This window comes from uncultured Tateyamaria sp. (assembly GCF_947494755.1).
Taxonomy (GTDB): Bacteria; Pseudomonadota; Alphaproteobacteria; order Rhodobacterales; family Rhodobacteraceae; genus Tateyamaria.
Map to the genome: position 1 here is coordinate 111312 of NZ_CANLVZ010000005.1, position 21641 is coordinate 132952.

Here is a 21641-nt window from a genome sequence, read left to right on the forward strand (position 1 = left end):
GATCACGCTGCCCGGTTTTTGTTGGCCGCCTTCTTTGGTGGCGGTGGCGAGTTTGCGTCTATGAAGTCGAGCACCAGAGGCCGGATGTTGTTGCGCCAGCTGCGCCCCGCAAAGATGCCGTAATGGCCTGCGCCCGGCTCAACATGGCTGGCCTTTTTGCTGTCGGGAAGCCCTGTGCACAGATCGAGGGCGGCGACGCATTGGCCGGGTGCCGAAATGTCATCATCCGCACCTTCGACGGTTTTCACGGCCACGGTCGTGATCTTGCCGATATCGACCCGCTTGCCCGCCACGGTGAACAGGTTCTTGGCAATCTCGGCCCGTTTGAAAATCCGGTCCACGGTCGAGAGGTAGAATTCCGCCGTCATATCCATCACGGCCAGATATTCGTCGTAGAACTTGTTGTGTTTATCGTGGTCTGCCGCATCACCCCGGGCAACGGCACTGATCTGGTCCTGAAACGCCTTGGAGTGCTTTTCACTGTTCATCGACATGAAGGAGGCCAATTGCAGCAGGCCTGGATAGACCATACGCCCCACGCCCGGGTATTTGAACCCGACGCGCTGGATCATCATTTCCTCAAGCTGGCCCATGGTGACCCTATGCCCGAAGTCGGTCACGTCCGTGGCATTTGCATTGGGATCGATCGGCCCGCCGATCAGGGTGAGCGAGCGGGGCTGGGCCTTGGGGTCTTCTTCCGCCAGATAGGCGGTGGCGGCCAGTGTCAGCGGGGCCGGCTGGCACACGGCGATCACGTGGGTTTCGGGGCCCATATGGCGCATGTAGTCCACCAGATAGAGCGTATAGTCCTCGATATCGAACTTGCCAGCGCTCACGGGGATGTCACGCGCATTGTGCCAATCGGTGATGTAGACCTCGCAGTCGGGCATCAGGGACATCACGGTCGAGCGCAGCAACGTCGCGTAGTGGCCCGACATGGGAGCGACCAGCAAAACTTTGCGCTTGCGCGGCTTACGGCCAACCACATTGAAGTGCAGCAGGTCCCCAAAGGCCCCGGCGACTTCGATATCGACGCTGACCAGATGATCCTTGCCGTCCTCTTCCGCTGTAAACGAGGGGATGTTCCAATCGGGTTTGACCACCATGCGCTGGAATGTGCGTTCTGTGACCTCGCCCCAGGCCCGCATCATTTCCATCGCCGGGTTGGGCACCATCGCGAAGGCCGGATAGGCCCCGATGGCCTGCGCAGTGGCACCGAGCCACTGGTTTGTGTTCCGCATGGTTTCCATGAAGTCGTAGCTGGCCATAAAGCGCATAACATTTCCTTCGTACCCTAGGGGCCGGTGCATGCCGTGCGCATACATCGGACGGTTTGTCGCTTTGCCCCCTGAAACATGCGACCATACATACAGGCGGTGCGTTCCCAAGCGCACATGCTGCATGTGCAAACATTACGAGGAAGACATTAATATGACAACCAACGACACAACAGATGGTGTCGTCTCTGGCGAAAACCTCGACAAATTGAACACAAACTTGCGCAAAGTTGAGGAGTTGACGCAGCGACTCACGCAGGTTTTGACGCACCGCAGCACGCATAACGCGGCCCTTGATGGTCCGAATCAGGAGTTGTTCAACAAGGCGGCCACCGCCTATTGGCACGAAGCCTTCCGTGACCCGGCCAAGGTGCTTGAGCATCAATTGCAGTTCTGGTCAAAATCCGTGACCCATTTTGTCGAGGCCCAACAGGTGCTGGCCAGTGGCAAGCTGGCAGCCCCCGCCGATCCCGGCCCTAAGGACCGCCGCTTTGCCAATCCGCTCTGGGACACGCACCCCTATTTCAACTACGTCAAACAGCAATATCTGATCAATGCTGCCGCCGTGACCCAAGCCGTCGAGGATGTGACGGACATGGACCCGGCTGAGAAACAACGCCTTGCTTACTTCTCGCGTCAGATCGTGGATATGATGTCGCCGACCAACTTTCTGGCCACCAATCCGGATGCTTTGGAAAAGGCTGTCGCGACCGAAGGGCACTCATTGGTCAAAGGGCTCGAGAACCTGATTTCCGATCTTGAGGCCAACAATGGCGAGCTGATCGTAAAACTGGCGGATGACACCGCGTTCGAATTGGGCCGCAACATCGCCACTACGCCCGGCAAGGTCGTGTTCCGTAACCGCATGATGGAGCTGATCCAGTACACGCCCACCACCGAAAAGGTGCACAAGACTCCTGTGGTGCTGTTTCCGCCGTGGATCAACAAATTCTACATCCTCGACCTCAAGGAACAGAACAGCCTTGTGAAATGGATTGTCGAGCAGGGGCACACCCTGTTCGTGGTCTCGTGGGTCAACCCGGATGCGGCCTATGCCGGTGTCGGTCTCGAAGACTATATCAATGACGGATATCTGGCCGCCATCGGAGAGGCGAAGGCGATCACGGGTGAAAAGCAGGTCAACGCCATCGGTTACTGTATCGCGGGAACCACACTGTCGCTGACCCTGTCGCTGCTGAAACAGCGCAAGGACAAGTCGATCAAATCGGCGACCTTCTTTACAGCCCTGACGGATTTCGGCGATCAGGGGGAGTTTGCACCGTTCCTGACAGACGACTTTATCGATGGAATCGAGGCGGAATGCGCCGATAAGGGGATATTGCCCTCGGTCATCATGGCGCGCACCTTTACCTATCTGCGCTCGAACGACCTTGTGTATACCCCCGCCATCAAAAGCTACATGATGGGAGAAACGCCGCCCGCCTTTGATTTGCTTTATTGGAACGGGGACGGGGCAAACCTGCCGGCTAAGATGGCGATGCAATATCTGCGGGGTCTGTGCCAACGCAACGAACTGGCCGAAGGCGGCTTTGATCTGATGGGCCATCACCTGACGCTGGATGACATTGATGTCCCACTTTGTGCGATTGCCTGCGAGACGGATCATATCGCGCCGTGGAAGGACAGCTATCGCGGCATTCAGCAGATGGGGTCCAAGGACAAGACGTTCATCATGACCCAGTCTGGCCACATCGCAGGGATCGTAAACCCGCCCTCCAAAAACAAGTACGGTCACTATACAAACCCGGACCTGAAGCTGGATCACGAAGCATGGCTGGCCTCGGCTGACTTCAATGAAGGATCGTGGTGGCCTCGGTGGGGTGCCTGGCTGAAAAAGCGGGCAGGGGCCATGGTCAAGGCGCGTGAACCGGGTGATTCTGAGCATCCCATCCTCGGAGATGCCCCCGGAACTTACGTAAGCGTCAAGGCAAAGTCCTGATTTCGCTCACTCTTTCCCTTGGGTAAATCTTTTTTGCCGCAGCGCAGCATTTTTACTTGAAATGCCGCGCTGCAGCATACATATTGCTCTCAGACGCAGGAAACGCGAGAATGATCTCGCAGCGATAAGAGGAAGAGTACCATGGCTAAGACAACTACACCTGACATGACCGCAATGTTCAAAGACGTGATGGGCTCGTTCCCCGTCGACACAGCGGCTATGGAAGACGCGTTCAAGACAGCGACATCGCTGAACGAAAAACTGAGCACCGTCGCTATCGACGCCGCCGAAAAATCGACAGAAATCTCGTCCAAGTGGACAAAAGAAACTCTGGCGAAACTGGCAGACATGTCCAAAGCGAAAACCGAGCCAGCTGACTACGCCAAAGCGATGACCGATTTCGCCTCCGCTTACGCCGAAGTGACATCCGAGCATATGGCCGCCTTCGCCGAAGTTGCGAAGAAAGTCCAGATGGACACAGTTGAGCTGATGATGGCCGCTGGCAAAGACATGAGCGAAGACGCGCAAGCCGCCGTAACCAAAGCAACAGGCGACATGACAGCGGCTGCGAAAAAAGCGACTGCTGGCAAGTAAGCACTATCGAGATATCGCGCCGTATTTCCTCCCTGAAATGGTGCGATGACTTTGGCGGGTCCCTGCTTGGGATCCGCCTTTTTCGTGTCTGCCCTACTTTTTCAGATGATCGGCCAGCCAGTCATAGACCCGGCGCACGCGCGGTGTGCTGCGCAGATCGGGGTGGGCCGTGAGCCACATGGGCACGATGGCCAACGTCTCGGCACCGGACACACAGATCAGGTTGGGGTCCGCATCGCCGATGCTGCGCTGCATGAACCCGATGCCTGCACCGGCCTGTACCAGCGCCCAACAGACCACCTGATCATCGCTGCGAAACGCAAAGAAGTCGCGATTGACCTCGTGCCCGGCGGCCCGGAACCCGTCAATGATCAGTGTCGAGCGGTCGTAGCCGATCACATCGTGGTTCAGCACATCTGCAATGTCTTTGGGGGCTCCGCGCCGCGCGATATAGCTGCGCGCCGCATAGGCGGCGACCGGCATGTCACGCAGATGCCGTGTGATGACATCGTTCTGGGTAGGGCGGTACATGCGCAACGCGATATCCGCCTCGCGCCGCAGCAGGTTGTCGGTGCTGTCCGAGGCGACCACCTCGATGATGATGTCCGGATAGGTGAGCCGCAGCGCGCTGATGGCGTCCGGCAACAGATAGGCTGCAACCACCTGGCTTGCCGTGATCCGCACCGTTCCGCTCAGATCGCTATGCGTGCTTTTGGTATGAAAACGCGCGGCGGCATCTGACATTTGCATGGCATGTGCCATCAACTCGGTGCCCGCAACGGTCGGCGTCATCCCCCCGAGGCTGCGATCAAAGAGCCGCGTGCCCAGATCGCTTTCAAGCGCCGTGATGTGGCGCGACAAGGTGGGCTGGCTGGTCCCGACCGCACGCGCCGCGGCTGACAAGGACCCGTGTTCGGCCACCGCAGCAAAGGATTGGATGTGAGACCAGTCAGTTTGGGACATTGGCATGTATCCATTTTTGAATAGACAATATCAGATTTGACCAAATGCTATTCGATTTTGACTCGCGTATCTATCCCCCTAGAGCAACCCAACAAGGAGAAGTGACATGGAATCGGTGATCGTTTTAGGTGCAAAAGGACGGTTCGGACGCGCGGCTGTGGCCGGATTTCGCGCGGCAGGGTGGCGGGTGACAGAGTTGGCGCGCGCCTGGCCCGAAGAGGGGACCGGCCGTGTGACTGCGGACGTCACGGACACAGCGGCGGTCGTGCAGGCCTGCATGGGCCATGATGTGATCGTCAACGCGGTGCATCCCCCCTATCCGCAATGGAGCGAGATGGTGCCAAAGATCACCTCCACCGTGATTGCCGCCGCCAAGGCAAGCGGTGCGACCGTGTTGATCCCGGGCAATGTCTACAATTACGGCACGAGCATGCCGGAACGGTTGTCGGAAACCTCGCCGTGGGTCGGCGATACAAAGAAGGGCGCAATTCGCATCCGTATGGAGAGTGCGTTCCGCGACAGCGGCGTGCGCACCATCGTGCTGCGGGGCGGCGATTTTATCGACGGGGCCGACACGGGCAACTGGTTCGAGACATATATCACCGCCAAAGCCGACAAGGGCAAGCTGACCTATCCGGGCAAACGCGACCGGGTGCATGCCTGGTCCTATCTGCCGGATATGGGCCGTGCGGCGGCTGCATTGGCGGGCAAGCGCGCTGAGTTCAGCAGCTTTGAGGAGTTCGGGTTTGGGGGCTATGCGCTCACGGGCGACGCGCTTATTGCTTTGACCGAGGGCGCTTTGGGCCGCCCCATGAAAGTGTCCGGCTTTCCCTGGTTTGCCATCAAGACCATGGCATTGTGGTCGCCGCTGATGCGCGAAGTGCTCGAGATGCGCTATCTGTGGAACGCGCCGCATCATCTGGATGGATCCAAATTGCGCGCCGCCTTGCCTGATTTTGTGGAGACGCCGGTCGAGGCGGCCTTTGCGCAGGCCCTGTCAAAGCATACGCAAGCGAATGTTTTGCAATCGGCTCTAGCGTGATGGATGGCTAATTTTCCCCAAATGCGCGCAACGCTTTCTTTTTGCGAAACCTGCGCCTAAGCTGCAATGCAGCGAAACCGGGGAGAGCGGCACGTGACAGACAAACCAGCACCATTGTTGATCAAGCGCTATGCGAGCCGGCGTCTCTATAACACCGAGACCAGCGATTATGTGACGCTCGAAGATATCTCGGGCTTTATCCGGGATGGGCGCGAGGTGCAGATCGTGGACCTTAAGACCGGCGATGATCTGACCCGCCAATACCTGCTTCAGATCATTGCCGAACATGAAAGCCGCGGTGAAAGCGTTCTGCCGGTGGATGTGCTGAACGATCTGGTGCGCAGCTATATGGGGGGCGGGGTGTCTGTTGTGCCCCAATTCCTGCAAGCCTCGTTCGAGATGCTGCGCGATGGTCAAAGCAAGGTGGTCGAGAATATGAGCGCCATCAATCCGATGACCAAGATGCCCGGTTTCGAGGCGATGCAGGCGCAGCAAAAAGCCTTTATGAAGGCGATGACCGGGGGGATGCCAACGCCCTGGACGGGTGCCGCGACATCTGGCCCTGAAGCCTCCGATGGGTCCGAAGATCTGGAGGCCATCAAGAAGCAGTTGGCCGAGTTGCAGGAAAAACTGTCCAAGATGAGCTGACGGTCGGGCGCACCACAGGTGCGCCTTACGTGATTGGCGTGCGGTATTTTTCTTGGCTGATCCAGTCAAAGTATCGCTGTCTGAGGTCCGTCGCCACTGGCCCCGCCGCCCCGTTCGAAAAGTGGTGTTGGTCGACCCGCGCCACCGGAATGACCCCACCACCCGAGGACGACAGAAAGACTTCGTCGGCGCGCCACAGTTCTTCGAGCGGCAGGGGCCGCGTTTGTGTCTTCAGCCCCGCCTCTGCGCACATTTCCAGCACTGTGGCCCGCGTGATCCCGTGCAGAACGCCATGGTCTGAGGTCACAACCGTGTCCCCAAACACTCCAAATACGTTGAACCCCGGCCCTTCGGTCACATTGTCTGCGTGATCCAGTAGTATGGTCGTCTCGAACCCGTTGTCCTTGGCCTCGAACAGGCCGGATGTGAAATCGCCCCAGTGGTAGTTCTTGACCCGTGGGTTCACGCTGTCGGCCGGGATGCGGCGGACGGATTTGGCGATCCAGACCGAGGTGCCTTTGGCCGCAGTCTCGGGCGTCACGATGTGCACATACGGCACGCACCATGCGTAGAAGTGATTGGCGCAGTCGCGCGGGTCCCGGCTGCCTGCCACCGGGTTGCGTCCGCGTGCAGCTACCATCGCCACATAGGCGTCGCTTAGGCCTGACGCCTTGACCATGGCGTTGAGCGCGCTGCAGATGTCGCACCGGTCCATGCCAATGTCGTATCTGGTGGCGGTCAGCGAGGTGATAAACCGCGTTACATAATCGTCCAGCCGGAAGAACGCGCCCTGCCAGACCGGAACCACATCATAGGCGATGTCGGAATGCGTCAGCCCCCAGTCCGTGACCGGGATTGCGGCTTGGTCGATGGGGATGATCTGGCCACCCATCCAGGCGGCCCCTTTGGAGAGGTCTGTCATGGGCCGCAGCGTAGTGGATCGCGTAAAGAGGTAAAGAGGCTCCGGCCTCCAGCCAAGAGGCGGGGATACCTTGAGCGGGGGCTCTGCCCCCGGGCTTACGCCCTCCCCCGAGGTATTTGGGGCGAAAGGATGATGTGGGGTCAGGTGCCGTAATTGCGCTGTGGTTCAGTTGCGTGGCTGATGGCCGTCAGGAGGACGTTAGCCACATCGTTGAGCGTGTCGGTGGGCAGATGTACGGGCAAGCGCACATCGCAGGCCCGCATCAGCATCGCCCGCGTTTGCGGCAGGTCCGGCAGGTCGGGGATGAATTGCCAGTTCCAGAACGCCCGTGCGTTGTCGGCGCTGGCACCGAACACCTGCACTTTGACACCGTTTTGTCCCGCAACGGCGACGAAATCCCCAACCTCCTCATCGCTCATGCCGATCAGGTTGAACTGGATGGAATCCGGTGCACGCTCCTCCCCCGGCAGGGGGGTGGGGACTTGAATATGGGCGCTTTGCCCGAGCAGGTCGGCGACATGATCGTGATTGCGTCGCCCGTCCGCCACTCTGCGCGCAAGGTGGGGCAGTTGCGGGCGGATCACAGCGGCGCTGAGGTTCGAGAGCCGCAGATTGTAGAGCGGCAGCTGGTTCTGGTGCGCGTCAAAGGCGTCTTGCAGCACCGGGTGCTTTTTCCAGTTATGTTCATAGGCACCTGACATGATGATCGCCCGCGCAATCAGGTCTGCATCGTCAGTGATCATGATCCCGCCTTCGCCTGCGTTGATCATCTTGTAGGACTGGAAGGAAAAGCAGCCCACCCGGCCCATCGTCCCGATCTTGGCCCCGTTCCACGTGGTGCCGAGCGAGTGCGCTGCATCCTCGATGACAGGCACATCGGCGGCATGACACAGCGCCATGATCGCGTCCATGTCCGAGGTATGCCCGCGCATGTGGCTGACAATCACCGCGGAGACGTCCGGCAGCTTGGCAATGAAGTCGTCGATATCAATGCGGTAGTTGTCACCGACTTCGCATAGCACAGGCACGCAATCGGCGTGCACGACCGCCGAGGGCACGGCCGCAAAGGTGAAGCCGGGGATCAGCACGCGCGCGTCCCGCGGCAGGTCGAGCGCCTTGAGCGACAGGAACAGCGCGGCCGAGCAGGAGGACACGGCCAGTGCAAACTTGCTACCCATCATCTGCGCAAATTCGGCCTCGAGCAGACTGACGGGCGCGTCGCTGGCGGCGGTGTAGCGGAACAGGTCACCTGAGGCGAGCAGGCGGTCAATCTCGCTGCGGGCTGCAGGGGGGATGGCTTCGGCGCTGTGCATATCTGGCAGGGACATATTTCAGAATCCTTATGCTTGGTTTTCATATCTATTAAATCAGCAGCGGCGCAAAGGAAACAGTTTTGTGAGCGCAGTCTCAAACGGGCCGATTGCGTTCAGAGGCCTAAACGGTCGCGCAGGCTGTACCACGTCATCGCAAGCGCCAGCAGGGGCGTGCGCATCCTCATGCCACCCGGAAAGGCGGGGGTGGGGATCGCGGCCATCGTGTCGAACCCGGCCGCATCGCCTGCAATCGCGTCGGCCATCAGCTTGCCTGCATGAGTGGCCGTGCCGACCCCGTGCCCGGAATAGCCCGAGGCGGACAGGATGTTGGGTGCCACCCTTGCGAGATAGGGCAGCCGTTTCATCGTGATGGCCAATGTGCCGCCCCAGGCATAGTCGATAGGCACCTCGGCAAGATGCGGAAAGATCTGGGTCATGGGTTTGCGCACTTTGGCGGCGATATTGGTTGGAAAGCGGTAGCCGTAGCTTTCCCCACCCCCGAACAGCAGCCGATTGTCGTGGCTGAGACGAAAGTAGTTCACCACAAAGCGACTGTCAGACACCGCGATGTCCTTGGCCAGCACGCGGGCGACGTCAGGGCCAAGAGGGGATGTGGCCGCGATAAAGTTGTTGATCGGCATGACGCGTGCCGCGACCTGTTGGCTGAGCCCGCCCAGATACCCGTTGCAGGCCAGAACCACATGATCGGCCGTCACCGTGCCAGATGCTGTGCGCAACCGAGAGGGCGCACCTTCGGTGATGTCCTCGACCGCGCTGCCTTCGTAGATTGTAACGCCAGCCGCCTCAGCCGCGCCCGCCAGCCCGAGCGCAAAGCGCAAAGGGTGCAAGTGGGCAGCGTCCCAGTCGACAATGCCCCCTTTGTAGGCGGGTGAGGGGCAGACAGCGTAAAAGGCCGCCTCGTCCAGCACCTCGACCGGGTAGTCATAGTGCGCGCCCATGTGATCGGCGTAGGCGCGCAGATCGTCCACATCCGCCGCGCTTTCTGCCGTCCAGGCAACACCTGGGCGCAGATAACAATCGATGGCGTGATCCGCGATCTGGGATTTGACCAGCGCCTTGGCCTCTTGCCCAAGCGCCCATAATTTGGCCGCATCCGCGCGCCCCAACATCTTTTCCAGATAGGGTTGTTCGACCCGCTGGCCCGAGCCCAATTGGCCGCCATTGCGACCTGATGCGCCAAAGCCGACGCGCTGCGCCTCAAGGATCGCCACGGACAACCCGCGCTGCGCCAGATGAAGGGCAGCGGACAGGCCGGTATAGCCCGCTCCAACCACGCAAATATCCACACGGACCTCGCCGTCAAGCGCCGGGCGCGGCCCTGCAATGTCTGCCGTCGCGGCGTACCAACTGTCGGGATAGGCCCCCGCCCGGTCATTTGCGTGAAGCAGGTTCACCTTCGTTGTTCCCCAAAAATCTCCCCCGGACGGGCGGGCGGTGATTTACACATTCAGTAGCAGATGTTCCCGCTCCCATGGCGAAATCACTTGCAGGAACTCGTCATATTCAGCGCGTTTCACGATGGAATAGACGCGGGCAAACTCTGGGCCCAGAACCTCGTGCAGGTCTGTGGCCGCATCAAAGAGATCGAGCGCCGAGCCAAGCACGCGCGGAATATCACCGTCCCCCTCATAAGCGTCACCCTTGAACTGTGCCGAGGGGCGCTGTTCGTTCACAAGCCCCAGATAGCCGCAGGCCAGCGAGGCGGCGATGCCAAGGTATGGGTTGCAATCCATACCCGCGATGCGGTTTTCGACGCGCCGTGCCTGCGGCTCGGAGAGAGGAATGCGGATGCCCGTCGTGCGGTTGTCGCGCCCCCAAGCCAGGTTGATCGGGGCCGCGTGATCTTTGACATAACGGCGATAGCTGTTCACGAAAGGGGCCATCACCGCCAGCGCGGCGGGCATATGCGTCTGCAGACCGGCGATGAAGTGAAAGAACGCGTCTGTGTCCCCGCCCTGCTTGCCGACAAAGATGTTCTGGCCCGTTTCCGCATCCAGCACCGAGTGGTGGATGTGCATGGCCGAGCCGGGTTCGTCCTCGATCGGCTTGGCCATGAAGGTCGCAAAACAGTCGTGGCGCAGTGCTGCCTCGCGGATCAGCCGTTTGAAATAGAACACCTCATCGGCGAGCTTGACCGGATCACCGTGGCGCAGGTTGATCTCCAATTGGCCCGCGCCGCCTTCCTGCGTGATGCCGTCGATCTCGAACCCCTGCGCCTCGGCAAAATCGTAGATGTCGTCGATCACGGGGCCGAATTCGTCCACCGCCGTCATGGAATAGGCTTGGCGTGCGGCTGCGGGGCGGCCCGACCGGCCCGTCATCGGCCTGATCTCTTGCGCAGGATCCAGATTGCGCGCGATCAGAAAGAACTCCATTTCCGGGGCCACAACCGGTTTCCAACCCCGGTCATGATACAACTGCACAACGCGTTTTAGCACATTGCGCGGACTGAAGGGCACCGGATTGCCCTTGCGATCAAAGGCGTCGTGGATCACCTGCAGCGTCCAGTCGCCCGTCCAGGGGGCGGCCGTGGCCGTGCTCATGTCGGGGCGCAGGATCATGTCCTTTTCGATGAAACCGTCCTCGTCCGCCGCCTCGCCCCAATCCCCGGTGATGGTCTGGTAAAAGATGCTGTCGGGCAGGTGGAAATAGTCCTGCTTGGCGAATTTGGAGGCGGGCACCGCCTTGCCACGCGCGATGCCGGGCAGGTCGGAGATGATGCATTCGACCTCGTCCAGCCGCTTGCCCTCGAGGTAAAGCAGCGCGGCTTCGGGCAGGTCGGGAATGGTCGTGTCCGGGATCGGACTCGGGTCTGGGAATGAATTCATGGCTCAGGCTCCTCGCTTGAGAAAGGCGGCCATGTCATCGGCAATGGCGGTTTGATCGATGGGCGCGTGAAGCGCGGCGCGGGCGGCGTCAAGATCATCATCAGGCACCACGCCGGGGCCGCGATGGGTGGCAAGGGCCTCCACCATCGGCGCGCCGAATTCGGGGTGCGGCTGGATCGTCCAGATGCGATCCCCATAGACAAGGGCCGCATTGGCGCAGAAGTCATTCGAGGCGATGACCTCGGCCCCCTCGGGCACCTCGATCACCTGATCCTGATGCCAGGCGTTCAGGGCAATATCCCGGCCCCGATAGGTATAGCCCTTGCGGCCCACCGACCAGCCGCCATCAAATTTCACGACTTTGCCGCCCATGGCTTGCGCGATGATCTGATGGCCGAAACAGATGCCGACCATGGGCCGGTCGGCGGCATGGATGTCGCGGATCAGATCCTCGAGCGGCGGGATGAACGCGTGATCCTCATAGGCCCCGTGTTTCGAGCCGGTCACAAGCCAGCCATCACACGCCTCAGGGCCGCCCGGAAATTCCATGTCCACCACGTTGAAGGTCTGGAATTCAAAGCCGTGCCCGCCCAGAAGCCGCGCGAACATGGCATCATAATCCCCGATATCGCCCAACACTTCGTCAGGGGCGTGGCCGGTTTGCAAAATGCCGATTTTCATGGATCACCTGAGGTTTACGCCTCTTTGATAAAGTGCGCGTCAAACCGTGTCGAGGTAGATTTCGGTTTGCTCGTCCGTGCTCAATTCCGCCATTTCTCGGGCCTCTTGGCGCTTGGTCATGACCATGTTGCGGATCAGCTCGGCATCGAAAATGCGCGCGGTCTGCGTGCTTGTCTCGAACGCGTCTATGGCGGCCTCCCAGGTGCCCGGCACTTGCGGCAGGTCCTGGGCATAGGCGTTGCCGGTGATGGGCGCGGGCGGCTCGGCGGCGTCCTCGATCCCGTTAAGGGCAGCGCCGAGGACGGCGGCGATAGACAGGTAGGGGTTCACGTCCCCCCCTGCGAGGCGGTGCTCGATCCGACGTGCCGCTGGTGGGCCTGATGGGACGCGGATCGCGGCGGTGCGGTTCTCATACGCCCAGGCGATACCGGTGGGGGCGTGCGCACCGGGCACAAAGCGTGCATAGGAATTGGCGTGCGGCGCAAAGATCAGGGTCGAGCCGGGCATGGCCTGCAAACAGCCCTGCACCGCGTGGCGCAGCATGTCACTGCCTTGATCGGTGCCGTTGTCAAAGACGTTGCGCCCTTCCGCGTCCAGCACCGAAAAATGCATGTGCAGCCCAGAGCCTGCGTAATCCTCGTAAGGTTTCGCCATGAACGAAGCCGCAAAGCCATGCTTGCGCGCCATGCCCTTGACCAGCATCTTGAACAGCCACGCGTCATCCGCCGCCTTCAGCGCATCGCCCTGGTGCATGAGGTTGATTTCGAATTGACCGAGACCCGCCTCTGAAATGGCGGTGTCGGCGGGAATGTCCATCGCCTCGCAGGCATCGTACAGCTCGGTAAAGAACCCGTCGAACTGATCGAGCGCGCGCAGCGACAGGATCTCGCCCGCCACACGGCGCTTGCCCGACCGGGGCGAGGGCGGCACGCGCAGCCGCGCGCCTGCATCGTCGATCAGAAAGAATTCAAGCTCCACCGCAACAACGGGTGTCAGCCCCTTGTCCTTGAACCGCTTTTCCACGGCCGCCAAGGCGTGGCGCGGATCACCCATGTAGGGGCGGCCATCCTCATGCGACATCCAGATCGGCAGCAGGCCCGTGGGCGTGTCGAGCCACGGCATCGGCACAAACCCCCGCTCGGTGGGGTGCAGGATGCCGTCACGATCCCCGCTTTCCATCACCAGCGGGCTGTCCTCGATATCCTCGCCCCAAATGTCGAGGTTCAGGACAGACATGGGAAAGCGCGTACCTTCGACACTCACCTTGTCGGCAAAGCGCACCGGCACACGCTTGCCCCGCGCGACCCCGTTAAGATCAGCCGCCGCCACACGGATCGCGCGGATTTCAGGGTTCTCAACCAGCCAGTCGTGCATCGTGGTCTTTCATTGTTCTACAAATATGCCCGCCGGAGGCATGAAATCCTTGGCTCAGCGGATGAGGTTGGGGCGCAGTTTGAGTTTCTGGCCTGTGTTGGCCGGTAGATGTCGGTTGAGGCGCGTGTTCACAAGTCCAAAGCAGCTGATGATGAGCAGGGTTAGCAGGATGAAGTACATCGCCAGGATGGGGTAGGGAATGAAGGGGTTGAACGTCTTGTCGGCAAAATAGCTCGCGTAATAGAGCGCGTCGCCACGTTGCTGCCAGGCCGGAAAGCCCGAGAAATAAACCAGCGTGGTGGCGTGAAAGAGAAAGATCGCCTCGTTCGTATAGGCGGGCCAAGCCAGACGCAGCATCGTGGGCCACACGACCCGGCGAAAGCGGGACCAGCCCGAGAGACCATAGGCGTCGGCGGCCTCGATCTCCCCTTTCGGGATGGACTGCAGGGCACCGTAAAAGATTTCGGCGGAATAGGCAGCGGTGTTCAGAAACAGCACGATCAGCGCGCCGAGCCACGCGGCGGTGAAAGGCGAAAAGAACGGATAGACCCCCTTGAGGCTCAGGAACACGAAATAGGCAAAGAAGAACTGGATGAACAGCGGCGAGCCGCGGAACAGAAAGATGAACCATTCGGCAGGTTTGCGAAACAGCGGCTTGGCTGACGCCTTGCCAATCGCCAGCGCAGTGGCAAAGAAGAAGCCGAAGATCAGCGCAAGCAGACCGAAATAGACGTTCCAGATCATGCCCGACCCGATCAGGGTGAACTGCTGGCACAGGGTGAAATCCTCACGCGGCAGCAACCGCTCACCGATTCCGATGGCGCGCAGGCCGTAATCGGCGATGGTCTGTACGCAGCTCATGCGGCTTTCCTTTGCGCTTCACCGCCGGTGGTGGCTTGCCCGAGAGTGAGCCGCGCCATGATCCGTTCCAGCACCACTTCGGAGGCGCGGGTGAAGAGCAGATAAAACACCAGAAGCGCCAGGAAATACCACATCCGCCAGTCGCCGTGGGGGTATTCGGTGAACCGTTCGGTCTTGGTGCCGCCCAACTCGCGCGCCCAATAAACGATGTCCTCGACGCCGAGCAGAAACAGCAGTGGCGTCGCCTTGATCAGCACCATCCACAGGTTCGACAGGCCCGGCAACGCATAGACCCACATTTGCGGCACGAGCACCCGCATGAAGGTCTGGCGCGGGCTCATGCCGTAGGCTTCGGCCGTTTCCAGCTGCGCGCGCGGCACGGCGCGCATCGCGCCGAACAGCACGTTGGCGGCGAAAGCGCCGAAGACGATGGCAAAGGTGAAGACGGCCGTGAAAAATCCATAGGTTTCGTGGACCCATTGGGGGGCGGTGCCAAGAGGCATCTTGGCCGCCGCGCAGACCACGAAATCATTGCCCTGCCGGATCGGCTCGGACCAGTCAGGGCAGAGCGCACGGTGGCGCACATATTCGATCATCTGATCCAGCGCGATGACGAAAAACAGGAAAAAGGCGATATCGGGCACGCCGCGCACAATCGCGATATAGCCTTTGCCAAGCCATGAAAGCGGCGCGATGCGCGAGCGTGCGGCGGACGCTCCGGCAAAGCCAAAGGCGAGCGCAGCAGGGGCGGTGATCGCAAGTAAAAGCAGGACCGTCAGCACCGACCAATAGATCGACATGTGCTTGCCCGTCGTCAGATAGCACGCCATCCACTGCCAATCGGGCAAGCTGCTTGGATCTGTGCAAAAGCTGAAAATGGCGGGCCTCGTATCAGGCGTGGTCAGTGCATATTTTTGGAACAATGAAGGGGAGGGTACGTGACCCTCCCCCGGTTTTTTCTTTAGAAACCGTCGCCGATTTCCCATTTTGCGATCAGTTCATTGAGCGAGCCGTCTTCTTTCATCGAGGTGATGGCCGCGTTGAACTTGTCCTTCAGCTCCGTGTCGCTTTCGCGCAGGCCAAGACCGACGCCGCCGCCGATCAGCTCTTCTTGTTCGAGCATGACCAGATCCGCGTCGGACTCCGCGATGGGCGTCAGGAACGCCTTATCGGCCAGAACCGCATCCGCTTCGCCGTTTTTCACGGCAGCAACAGTTTCTTCGGGCGTTGCGAATTCGACCAGTGTGGCACCTGTTTCAGCGATGAAAGCGGCCTGGATCGTGTTGGCCTGCGCGGCCAGTACGCCCCCTTCGAGGTCCACGTCTTCGGACGCTGCGACATAGGCGGAGGGGTCAGGCAGCGTGTAGTTCTGTGTGAAATCAATCACTTCGTCACGCTCGTCCGTGATGGACATGCCGGCGATGATGACGTCGTAGTTGCCCGATACGAGGTTGGGAATGATGCTGTCCCATTCGTTGGTGACCCACTCGCAGGTCAATTCGGCGCGCGCGCACAGCTCGTCGCCCAAGTCGCGCTCAAAGCCTGCGACTTCGCCCGCGTCATTGATGAAGTTGTAGGGAGGGTAGGCACCCTCGGTGCCCATGCGCACGACCGAGTGGCCGTCGGCAAGCGCAAATGTAGCCGTCAGGGCGACCGCAACAGTGCTGAGAAGAATGGATTTCATGAGTGATAACTCCCGTTTTTTGTTTTTGGGTTACGCGGCGTGGGTGGATGATAGAAATCCACGCAAACGTTCGGATTTAGGTGCGCCGAACAGCTGGTCCGGTGCCCCTTGTTCTTCGATCAGGCCCTGATGCAGGAACACGACGTGATCACTTACGTCGGCGGCCAGTTTCATGTCATGGGTCACGATCAGCATGGTGCGTCCTTCGGCAGCCAAGTCTTTGATGACGCGGACGACTTCCTGCTCGAGTTCGGGGTCTAGGGCGCTGGTGGGCTCGTCAAATAGCAGAGCCTCAGGTTCCATGCAAAGGCCCCGCGCGATGGCGGCGCGCTGTTGCTGGCCACCCGACAATTGCGCGGGATAGACGTCGCATTTATCGCCAATTCCCACCTTGTCGAGATAGCCGCGCGCGGCACTTTCGACCTCGGCCGGGTCACGGCGCAGCACGGTCACGGGCGCCTCCATCACGTTTTGCAGGATGGTCATGTGGGCCCAAAGATTGAACTGCTGGAACACCATCGACAGGTTCGTGCGGATGCGCAGCACCTGTTTGGGATCGGACGGGCGGCGCGCATGGGCGCTGCCTTTCCACGCCACCGGTTCGCCCTTGAACAGCACCTCGCCCTGCTGGCTGTCCTCGAGCAGGTTGCAGCAGCGCAAGAGCGTGGATTTTCCAGAGCCGGACGAGCCGATCAGCGACACCACATCCCCCCGCTTGGCGGCGATGTCGACCCCCTTGAGCACCTCAAGTGCGCCATAGGCTTTGTGGAGATTTTTGATCTCGATAACGGGTTGGTCGGTCAAGGGGCAGGCCCATCTTGGTTTTATCAGCGGGTATATGGGCGCAGAATCGGTGCCAAGTCCACGGCCAAATGCCTGAGAGTGCACATGGATTGTGCGATCTGGCGCCAAGTGATGCCCGAATGATCAGGGCATCGGTGGTATAGGTTGCGCGCGGTAGGTCGCCTCATTGATGTCGACCAACCCTTTGAGGTAAAGGATCGCGCGGTCCGCCTCGGACATGGCCTTGATCGCGCAGGTCACGGCGCGGGCAATGGGTTTTGGATCCCGCTTGCGGGCGGTGATCAGTGGCAGGCCGGGCGTGGGGGTGGTGCGCATGAAGGTCTCGAGCCCGGCGGCAGCATCGGGATGCGCCGCGCTCCACATCAGATAGGTGACGACGTCGATGCCTGCGTAATCCGCCGCACCGTCCAATACCGCCTGGATCGAGGCGACGTGACCGCCTGTTTCCACCTTGTTCCCAGGGGTTTGGCCGATCGACGATATCTGCGCATAGGGGGCCGCCCAGCCCGATTGGGACAATGGGTCGTTATAGGCCAGCCGCCCTGTACGTGTCAGCTCACGCAGGTTGCGGGTGTCCCGGCGTCGGCGTACGATATAGCTGTAATAGTATCCCGGCGGGCAGTCGCGTAGCCCGTAATCGGGGGTGCCGACCAGCGTGACCTGTCCGAACAGCCGCGCCCGATAGGGCAGCCCACAGGTCTGGGAGATCAACAGGTCGGGCGATTGCCAGCCTTTCCACATCTCCGTAGTGCGGTCGAGCGCATGCGGTCCATAGCCCAACTCGGCCCGGATGGCGGTCCAGAGGCGATCATGTGCAGCGGTGGCATGCGGCATGTCGTACATGCCAAGGGATGCGATCACCCACCAACCCTCTGTCGGGCAAGGGCACTGTCGCGGTCGGTGATGCCAAGCAGGTTCGAGACCAGACGCAACAGCGCATCCTCTTCCTGCGCGCGTTGGCCATCGGCCAGCACGACCTTCCACAAGGCCTCGATCACCCCGAGGCGGTGCTCATAGGCGACCGCGTCCTTGATGGCGCGGGTAAAGCGGACGGTGTCGGGGGCCTCGGCTTCCATCGCTTCGGCTTCGACGCGTAAGTCATTGGCACCGCTGGCTGAAAGCCCGTAGCGATCCTGCGTGATCGCGTCGATCAACCGCTTTTCATCACCGGAATAGTCATTGTCTGAGCGTGCGACACGCACAAGCAGCGCGGTCAGAGCCAAACGCGCATCAGAGTCGGTGATGGGCGCGGGTTCAGGCTGGATCAGCCGTTTTAGGAGGTCCTGGAACATGAGTGGTACATAAGGCAGTGCAACGGATTAACCAAGCGCGCGTGTCTTGATATCCGCGCTGTCCGCCGGGGTGATGCCCATTGCCGCCTCGATCTGGTGCAAGCTGTCTTCTTCAATGGCGGCGTGTTGGCCGTCAGCCAGCAAGACCTGCCACATCGACAGCGCAAGCCCCAGGCGATCGGCGTAGGGCACCGTGTCGCGCAGGATTTCGGCAAACTCAGGCGTGCCAGGTGCGTGGCGCTCAAGTGCTTCGCAGGTGGCGCGCAGCTTGGCCGCGTCCAGGGGTTTGAGGTTGAACGTCGCCGACAGGATCTTGTCGATGGCTCCCACTTCGGCGGCTTGGTATTCGCTGTCGGCCATCGCGATCCGCACCAAAAGCGCACCCAAGGCCAGTTGCGGCGTGGGTTCGGGCAAAGGCTGGGTGGTCGGCGGGCGTTTTGGAAATAGGCGTTCGAACACGTGGGGTGAACCCTTTAACTGAGAGTGTCGAAGCGAGTTTTCAGAATTGCAGCCTGCTCGGCAAGCCCAAAGGGGGGGCGAATGACGAACAAACCTGATCCAATCATGCCGTGCCCGGGCCGCGCGGGCGGGAATGAAACCTCGTATCGCGCGCCGTCGGGATGGTCATTTTTTAGTGTTTTCAACATCCTATGATGTGCGCCTGACGTGAGGACTGGATACCACAAAACGATGATCCCGACGTTCCATGCGCGTGCGTATTTTTTGATGTGGCCGGGAATGGTGTCGTAGTCATCCTTGATCTCGTAACTGGGGTCGATCAGCATCAGCCCCCGACGCGGTGTGGGCGGCAGCATCGCATGGCCCAAGGCAAACCCGTCGGTGCGCCGGCAGGTTGCGGTGGGCAGGGCCAGTTCAAGGGCACTGTGCTCGGCGGGGTGCAGTTCAGCGACCGTAATCTGATCGGTGTCGCGCAGGCGCTGTATTGCGATCATAGGCGAGCCGGGATAGGAATTTTCTCCAGCTTTTTCAGAAGTTTGGCGCAGGGACTGCATGTAGGGATGATCGCTGTCAAACCAATGTCTGACGCGCGCGATCCCCTGTGCGGCCTCACCGGTTTTCAGCGCCTCATCGGCGCTCAGATCGTAAAGCGCGCGCCCCCCATGCGTCTCGATATAGCTGACCGGTTTGTCCTTGCGCGTGAGGTAATCCAGCATCCAAGCCAGCAGGCTGTGCTTGTGGACATCCGCCAGATTCCCGGCGTGGTAGATGTGTTGATAGCTGAGCATGTGGCGCGGTGTAGCGGAAAGAGCGGGCAGCGCAATGCTGATCGTGTGGCAGGCGAATCATATGATGGGCAATGTCAGTCGCGCCGTGGCAGCTTGAGGTAGACCATCCGGGCTGTGGCGGCCCCCACCAGCAGGCTCAGGCCGATCTTGGTCACGATCTCCATCGTGCCGTCGATCAGCGCCACATGGGCAATCGTCGTGGCCACGATCAGGATGGCCACGCTCATGTGCAGGACGCGCCACATCGAAAGCCTAAGGTGCCGCCGAAACACTGCCAGAGCGGCTGCGCAAAACACCGCCCACATCGCAGTCACACCCCAGATCGAGAACGGGGTGGGCGAGGACAACAGCAGTGCATCCACCACATCCGGCGGACTTGTGATCCACAATCCGACCACATGGGCAACAACCGCCGCCACCAACAAGGCTCCGATCCCACGATGCACCCGCCGGGCGCGCATTGGGTGCAACCCCGGCAGCGCGTTGGTCGCCAGCAGCGGTTGGAGCAGCAACAGGCCCATTGCAAAAATGCCCGTAAAACCCGAGGCAATGTAGATCCCGCTGCGCCACGCCAGCAGTGGACTGGTCACCGCCGCGATCAACGGCAGGGTCACGCCAAGCGCAACACCGGCCCAGATCAGCGCGGTGCGCAGGCCCGACTGTCCGTGGCGCACCGTCAGTTCAGGCCGGTTGCAAGACGAAGGCCACGTCCAGCGTCGTGTCGGACGCGCTGCGCATCACCGGGCGCAGGAATACGGTCTGGAAACCGTTGCCATCCAAGTCGGCGTCATAGGCGAGGTGGCCATGCGCCTGCCCAAAGGCGGGTACGATTTGCGGCATATCCATCTGAAAGCGGCCATTGGCGTCCGTCAGCGTGGCCCCGTGGCTGCGCTGGTCGCGTTCGTGCCCTTCGGTGGTGTGCGCCCACATCTGGATGCGCGCGTTGGCAATCGGGGTACCGTCACCGGCACGCCGCACCGTGCCGGTCATCAAAAAGCCGCCGCCGCCGATGCGTTCGACGATGGGCGCACCCGGCAGATAATTGTTGGCCCCACCGCGCATGGTCGGTGTGGGGGCGACCCCTTGGGCGCGGGCGGGAATGCCGAGGGCGGTGGTCAGCAAGGCGGCGGAGCCGGTCGCAAGCACCGTGCGACGGGGGAGGGTGATCATGGCGGGTCTCCTCGATGTGTGGCGGTTCCTCTTGAGGTAAGAGGATATCACGCCGGATAAACCGGGGTCACGGGGTCGTGATGGGGTCGCCCGCGGTCAGAGCTACCTGATCGACATGGCGCTTGTCCCAGAACCGCCCCTTGACCATCCACGAGTAGCCAAAAGCGTAGAGGGCGATTGCTTCAAAGATGAGGGTACCGTTCAGGTCGTTCCAGTGTGGGATAGGTTCGCGGGTTATTTTCTCGACTACGATGTTCGAGCCGATAGCGGCAATAGACGCCACCATGACCCATCCGCATGCCCGATAGATCCGGTTGCGCCGCAGCTTTTCGGGACGGATGTCGCCGGTGGCCGGGTCGATATCGCGCTCGGGCACGATGCGGGTGAACACGTAGCGGGAGAAGTAGGCGAGCACCACAAACAGGATCGTGGCGCTGATAAAGTGTGCAGTTGAGGTCCAAGGCAATAGCGCAAAGGGACTGTCAAAGGTTGCTGTGATGATGTCGTCGTTCAAAGCGAGGTCGGCAAAGACGCGCCCTTCCCATGTTGGCTCCGTACAACCCGCGCCTGCGGTGGGGAACAGGGCCACCCCCCAGGCGAAGGGGGCCGCGAAGTTGGCGAGGATGCGCTCGCCATCCGAATGTCCCTGCCAGGCCAGCAGGTAGGTACCGATAAACAACAGGCAGCCGATAAAGACGCTGCCCCAAAACTGTGCGTAATAATAATGCGAGATGCTGTCGTAAAAACACGTGGACAGTAACAGCCCCACAAGGATCATAGCGGTCGGCAAACCGACGGCCACAGCACCCACCAGAAAGGCTGAGCGCCGCTGGTTGATCTGCGCGTCATGGCTCATGTTGATATGCGGCTGATAGCGGCGCTCGCCAGTCTGAATGGCGGTGCTAATCATGGTCATCGGGGCACTCCTTGAGGCGCGTCCCAAAGGTGCCATAGCTGCCG

23 protein-coding genes are annotated in these 21641 nt (G+C 60.7%); 4 read left to right on the forward strand and 19 right to left on the reverse strand.

The genetic code is table 11. From position 1 onward, the window contains the following. Positions 1-2 precede the first annotated feature (2 nt). Positions 3-1277 (reverse strand): polyhydroxyalkanoate depolymerase, encoded by a 1275-nt coding sequence (gene phaZ, locus Q0908_RS07975; RefSeq protein WP_299282699.1) that lies wholly within the window; start codon positions 1275-1277, stop codon positions 3-5. Between the two features lie 154 nt (positions 1278-1431). Between phaZ and phaC the strand changes: the two genes are divergently transcribed. Next, positions 1432-3237, forward strand: a complete 1806-nt coding sequence (gene phaC / locus Q0908_RS07980) for a class I poly(R)-hydroxyalkanoic acid synthase (protein ID WP_299282702.1) — start codon at positions 1432-1434, stop codon at positions 3235-3237. Between the two features lie 141 nt (positions 3238-3378). Next, a complete protein-coding gene (locus Q0908_RS07985; protein WP_299282705.1) occupies positions 3379-3831 on the forward strand; it encodes a phasin family protein in 453 nt (150 codons plus the stop codon). A gap of 93 nt (positions 3832-3924) precedes the next feature. Here the strand turns inward: Q0908_RS07985 and Q0908_RS07990 are convergent, their stop codons facing one another. After that, positions 3925-4794, reverse strand: a complete 870-nt coding sequence (locus tag Q0908_RS07990; protein WP_299282708.1) for a LysR family transcriptional regulator — start codon at positions 4792-4794, stop codon at positions 3925-3927. Positions 4795-4900: 106 nt separating this feature from the next. Here Q0908_RS07990 and Q0908_RS07995 point away from each other — a divergent pair, with 106 nt between their 5' ends. Both Q0908_RS07995 and phaR read left to right on the forward strand, forming a co-directional pair. Continuing rightward, a complete protein-coding gene (locus Q0908_RS07995; protein ID WP_299282711.1) occupies positions 4901-5836 on the forward strand; it encodes an NAD(P)H-binding protein in 936 nt (311 codons plus the stop codon). A gap of 93 nt (positions 5837-5929) precedes the next feature. Then, entirely contained in the window at positions 5930-6484 is a 555-nt protein-coding gene (gene phaR, locus Q0908_RS08000) for a polyhydroxyalkanoate synthesis repressor PhaR (RefSeq protein WP_299282714.1), read from the forward strand. Between the two features lie 25 nt (positions 6485-6509). On the opposite strand, the gene Q0908_RS08005 is transcribed toward phaR, so the two are convergent. The 17 genes from Q0908_RS08005 to Q0908_RS08085 form a co-directional block, all read right to left on the reverse strand. Then, positions 6510-7406, reverse strand: a complete 897-nt coding sequence (locus tag Q0908_RS08005; RefSeq protein WP_299282717.1) for an aminotransferase class IV — start codon at positions 7404-7406, stop codon at positions 6510-6512. Positions 7407-7546: 140 nt separating this feature from the next. Next, entirely contained in the window at positions 7547-8734 is a 1188-nt protein-coding gene (locus tag Q0908_RS08010) for an aminotransferase class I/II-fold pyridoxal phosphate-dependent enzyme (protein WP_299282720.1), read from the reverse strand. A gap of 98 nt (positions 8735-8832) precedes the next feature. Then, positions 8833-10134, reverse strand: coding sequence for an FAD-binding oxidoreductase (locus Q0908_RS08015; RefSeq protein ID WP_299282724.1), 1302 nt, complete (start codon positions 10132-10134; stop codon positions 8833-8835). A gap of 45 nt (positions 10135-10179) precedes the next feature. Further along, complete coding sequence (locus Q0908_RS08020) at positions 10180-11568, reverse strand: glutamine synthetase family protein (RefSeq protein ID WP_299282726.1); 1389 nt, start codon at positions 11566-11568, stop codon at positions 10180-10182. A gap of 3 nt (positions 11569-11571) precedes the next feature. Continuing rightward, positions 11572-12249, reverse strand: a complete 678-nt coding sequence (locus Q0908_RS08025) for a type 1 glutamine amidotransferase (protein WP_299282728.1) — start codon at positions 12247-12249, stop codon at positions 11572-11574. A 39-nt stretch (positions 12250-12288) separates the two neighbouring features. Next, entirely contained in the window at positions 12289-13623 is a 1335-nt protein-coding gene (locus Q0908_RS08030) for a glutamine synthetase family protein (protein ID WP_299282731.1), read from the reverse strand. 54 nt (positions 13624-13677) lie between these two features. After that, positions 13678-14484 carry an ABC transporter permease subunit gene (locus Q0908_RS08035; protein ID WP_299282733.1) on the reverse strand — a complete coding sequence of 269 codons (807 nt, stop codon included), beginning with the start codon at positions 14482-14484 and terminating at the stop codon, positions 13678-13680. Continuing rightward, positions 14481-15362 carry an ABC transporter permease subunit gene (locus Q0908_RS08040; protein ID WP_299283156.1) on the reverse strand — a complete coding sequence of 294 codons (882 nt, stop codon included), beginning with the start codon at positions 15360-15362 and terminating at the stop codon, positions 14481-14483. Before Q0908_RS08040 ends, Q0908_RS08035 begins: the two co-directional genes overlap by 4 nt. 83 nt (positions 15363-15445) lie before the next feature. Next, complete coding sequence (locus tag Q0908_RS08045; RefSeq protein ID WP_299282736.1) at positions 15446-16168, reverse strand: transporter substrate-binding domain-containing protein; 723 nt, start codon at positions 16166-16168, stop codon at positions 15446-15448. Between the two features lie 30 nt (positions 16169-16198). Beyond that, positions 16199-16972: an ATP-binding cassette domain-containing protein gene (locus tag Q0908_RS08050; protein ID WP_299282740.1), complete on the reverse strand. Its 774-nt coding sequence runs from the start codon at positions 16970-16972 to the stop codon at positions 16199-16201. Between the two features lie 123 nt (positions 16973-17095). Then, a complete protein-coding gene (locus Q0908_RS08055; RefSeq protein WP_299282743.1) occupies positions 17096-17833 on the reverse strand; it encodes a PhnD/SsuA/transferrin family substrate-binding protein in 738 nt (245 codons plus the stop codon). Then, a complete protein-coding gene (locus tag Q0908_RS08060) occupies positions 17830-18264 on the reverse strand; it encodes a TerB family tellurite resistance protein (RefSeq protein ID WP_299282746.1) in 435 nt (144 codons plus the stop codon). Before Q0908_RS08060 ends, Q0908_RS08055 begins: the two co-directional genes overlap by 4 nt. Before the next feature lie 27 nt (positions 18265-18291). Further along, the gene (locus tag Q0908_RS08065) at positions 18292-18723 is read right to left on the reverse strand and encodes a TerB family tellurite resistance protein (RefSeq protein ID WP_299282749.1); all 432 of its coding nucleotides are present in this window, start codon (positions 18721-18723) and stop codon (positions 18292-18294) included. A 14-nt stretch (positions 18724-18737) separates the two neighbouring features. Next, the gene (gene rlmJ / locus Q0908_RS08070) at positions 18738-19511 is read right to left on the reverse strand and encodes a 23S rRNA (adenine(2030)-N(6))-methyltransferase RlmJ (RefSeq protein ID WP_299282752.1); all 774 of its coding nucleotides are present in this window, start codon (positions 19509-19511) and stop codon (positions 18738-18740) included. 74 nt (positions 19512-19585) lie between these two features. Further along, the gene (locus tag Q0908_RS08075) at positions 19586-20185 is read right to left on the reverse strand and encodes a ferric reductase-like transmembrane domain-containing protein (protein ID WP_299282755.1); all 600 of its coding nucleotides are present in this window, start codon (positions 20183-20185) and stop codon (positions 19586-19588) included. A gap of 7 nt (positions 20186-20192) precedes the next feature. Beyond that, a complete protein-coding gene (locus Q0908_RS08080; protein ID WP_299282758.1) occupies positions 20193-20681 on the reverse strand; it encodes a Twin-arginine translocation pathway signal in 489 nt (162 codons plus the stop codon). A gap of 67 nt (positions 20682-20748) precedes the next feature. Further along, positions 20749-21597, reverse strand: coding sequence for a hypothetical protein (locus tag Q0908_RS08085; RefSeq protein WP_299282761.1), 849 nt, complete (start codon positions 21595-21597; stop codon positions 20749-20751). Positions 21598-21641 lie beyond the last annotated feature (44 nt).

Excerpts from the sequence above, each read along its gene's own strand:
- Q0908_RS08005 (WP_299282717.1), bottom strand. The coding sequence starts at position 7,406 with ATGACAGACCTCTCCAAAGGGGCCGCCTGGATGGGTGGCCAGATCATC.
- Q0908_RS08035 (WP_299282733.1), bottom strand. The coding sequence starts at position 14,484 with ATGAGCTGCGTACAGACCATCGCCGATTACGGCCTGCGCGCCATCGGA.
- Q0908_RS08020 (WP_299282726.1), bottom strand. The coding sequence starts at position 11,568 with ATGAATTCATTCCCAGACCCGAGTCCGATCCCGGACACGACCATTCCC.
- Q0908_RS08025 (WP_299282728.1), bottom strand. The coding sequence starts at position 12,249 with ATGAAAATCGGCATTTTGCAAACCGGCCACGCCCCTGACGAAGTGTTG.
- Q0908_RS08010 (WP_299282720.1), bottom strand. The coding sequence starts at position 8,734 with ATGTCCCTGCCAGATATGCACAGCGCCGAAGCCATCCCCCCTGCAGCC.
- Q0908_RS07995 (WP_299282711.1), top strand. The coding sequence starts at position 4,901 with ATGGAATCGGTGATCGTTTTAGGTGCAAAAGGACGGTTCGGACGCGCG.
- rlmJ (WP_299282752.1), bottom strand. The coding sequence starts at position 19,511 with ATGCTCAGCTATCAACACATCTACCACGCCGGGAATCTGGCGGATGTC.
- Q0908_RS08045 (WP_299282736.1), bottom strand. The coding sequence starts at position 16,168 with ATGAAATCCATTCTTCTCAGCACTGTTGCGGTCGCCCTGACGGCTACA.
- Q0908_RS08080 (WP_299282758.1), bottom strand. The coding sequence starts at position 20,681 with ATGATCACCCTCCCCCGTCGCACGGTGCTTGCGACCGGCTCCGCCGCC.
- Q0908_RS08085 (WP_299282761.1), bottom strand. The coding sequence starts at position 21,597 with ATGACCATGATTAGCACCGCCATTCAGACTGGCGAGCGCCGCTATCAG.
- phaC (WP_299282702.1), top strand. The coding sequence starts at position 1,432 with ATGACAACCAACGACACAACAGATGGTGTCGTCTCTGGCGAAAACCTC.
- Q0908_RS07985 (WP_299282705.1), top strand. The coding sequence starts at position 3,379 with ATGGCTAAGACAACTACACCTGACATGACCGCAATGTTCAAAGACGTG.
- Q0908_RS08060 (WP_299282746.1), bottom strand. The coding sequence starts at position 18,264 with ATGTTCCAGGACCTCCTAAAACGGCTGATCCAGCCTGAACCCGCGCCC.
- Q0908_RS08030 (WP_299282731.1), bottom strand. The coding sequence starts at position 13,623 with ATGCACGACTGGCTGGTTGAGAACCCTGAAATCCGCGCGATCCGTGTG.
- Q0908_RS07990 (WP_299282708.1), bottom strand. The coding sequence starts at position 4,794 with ATGTCCCAAACTGACTGGTCTCACATCCAATCCTTTGCTGCGGTGGCC.
- phaZ (WP_299282699.1), bottom strand. The coding sequence starts at position 1,277 with ATGCGCTTTATGGCCAGCTACGACTTCATGGAAACCATGCGGAACACA.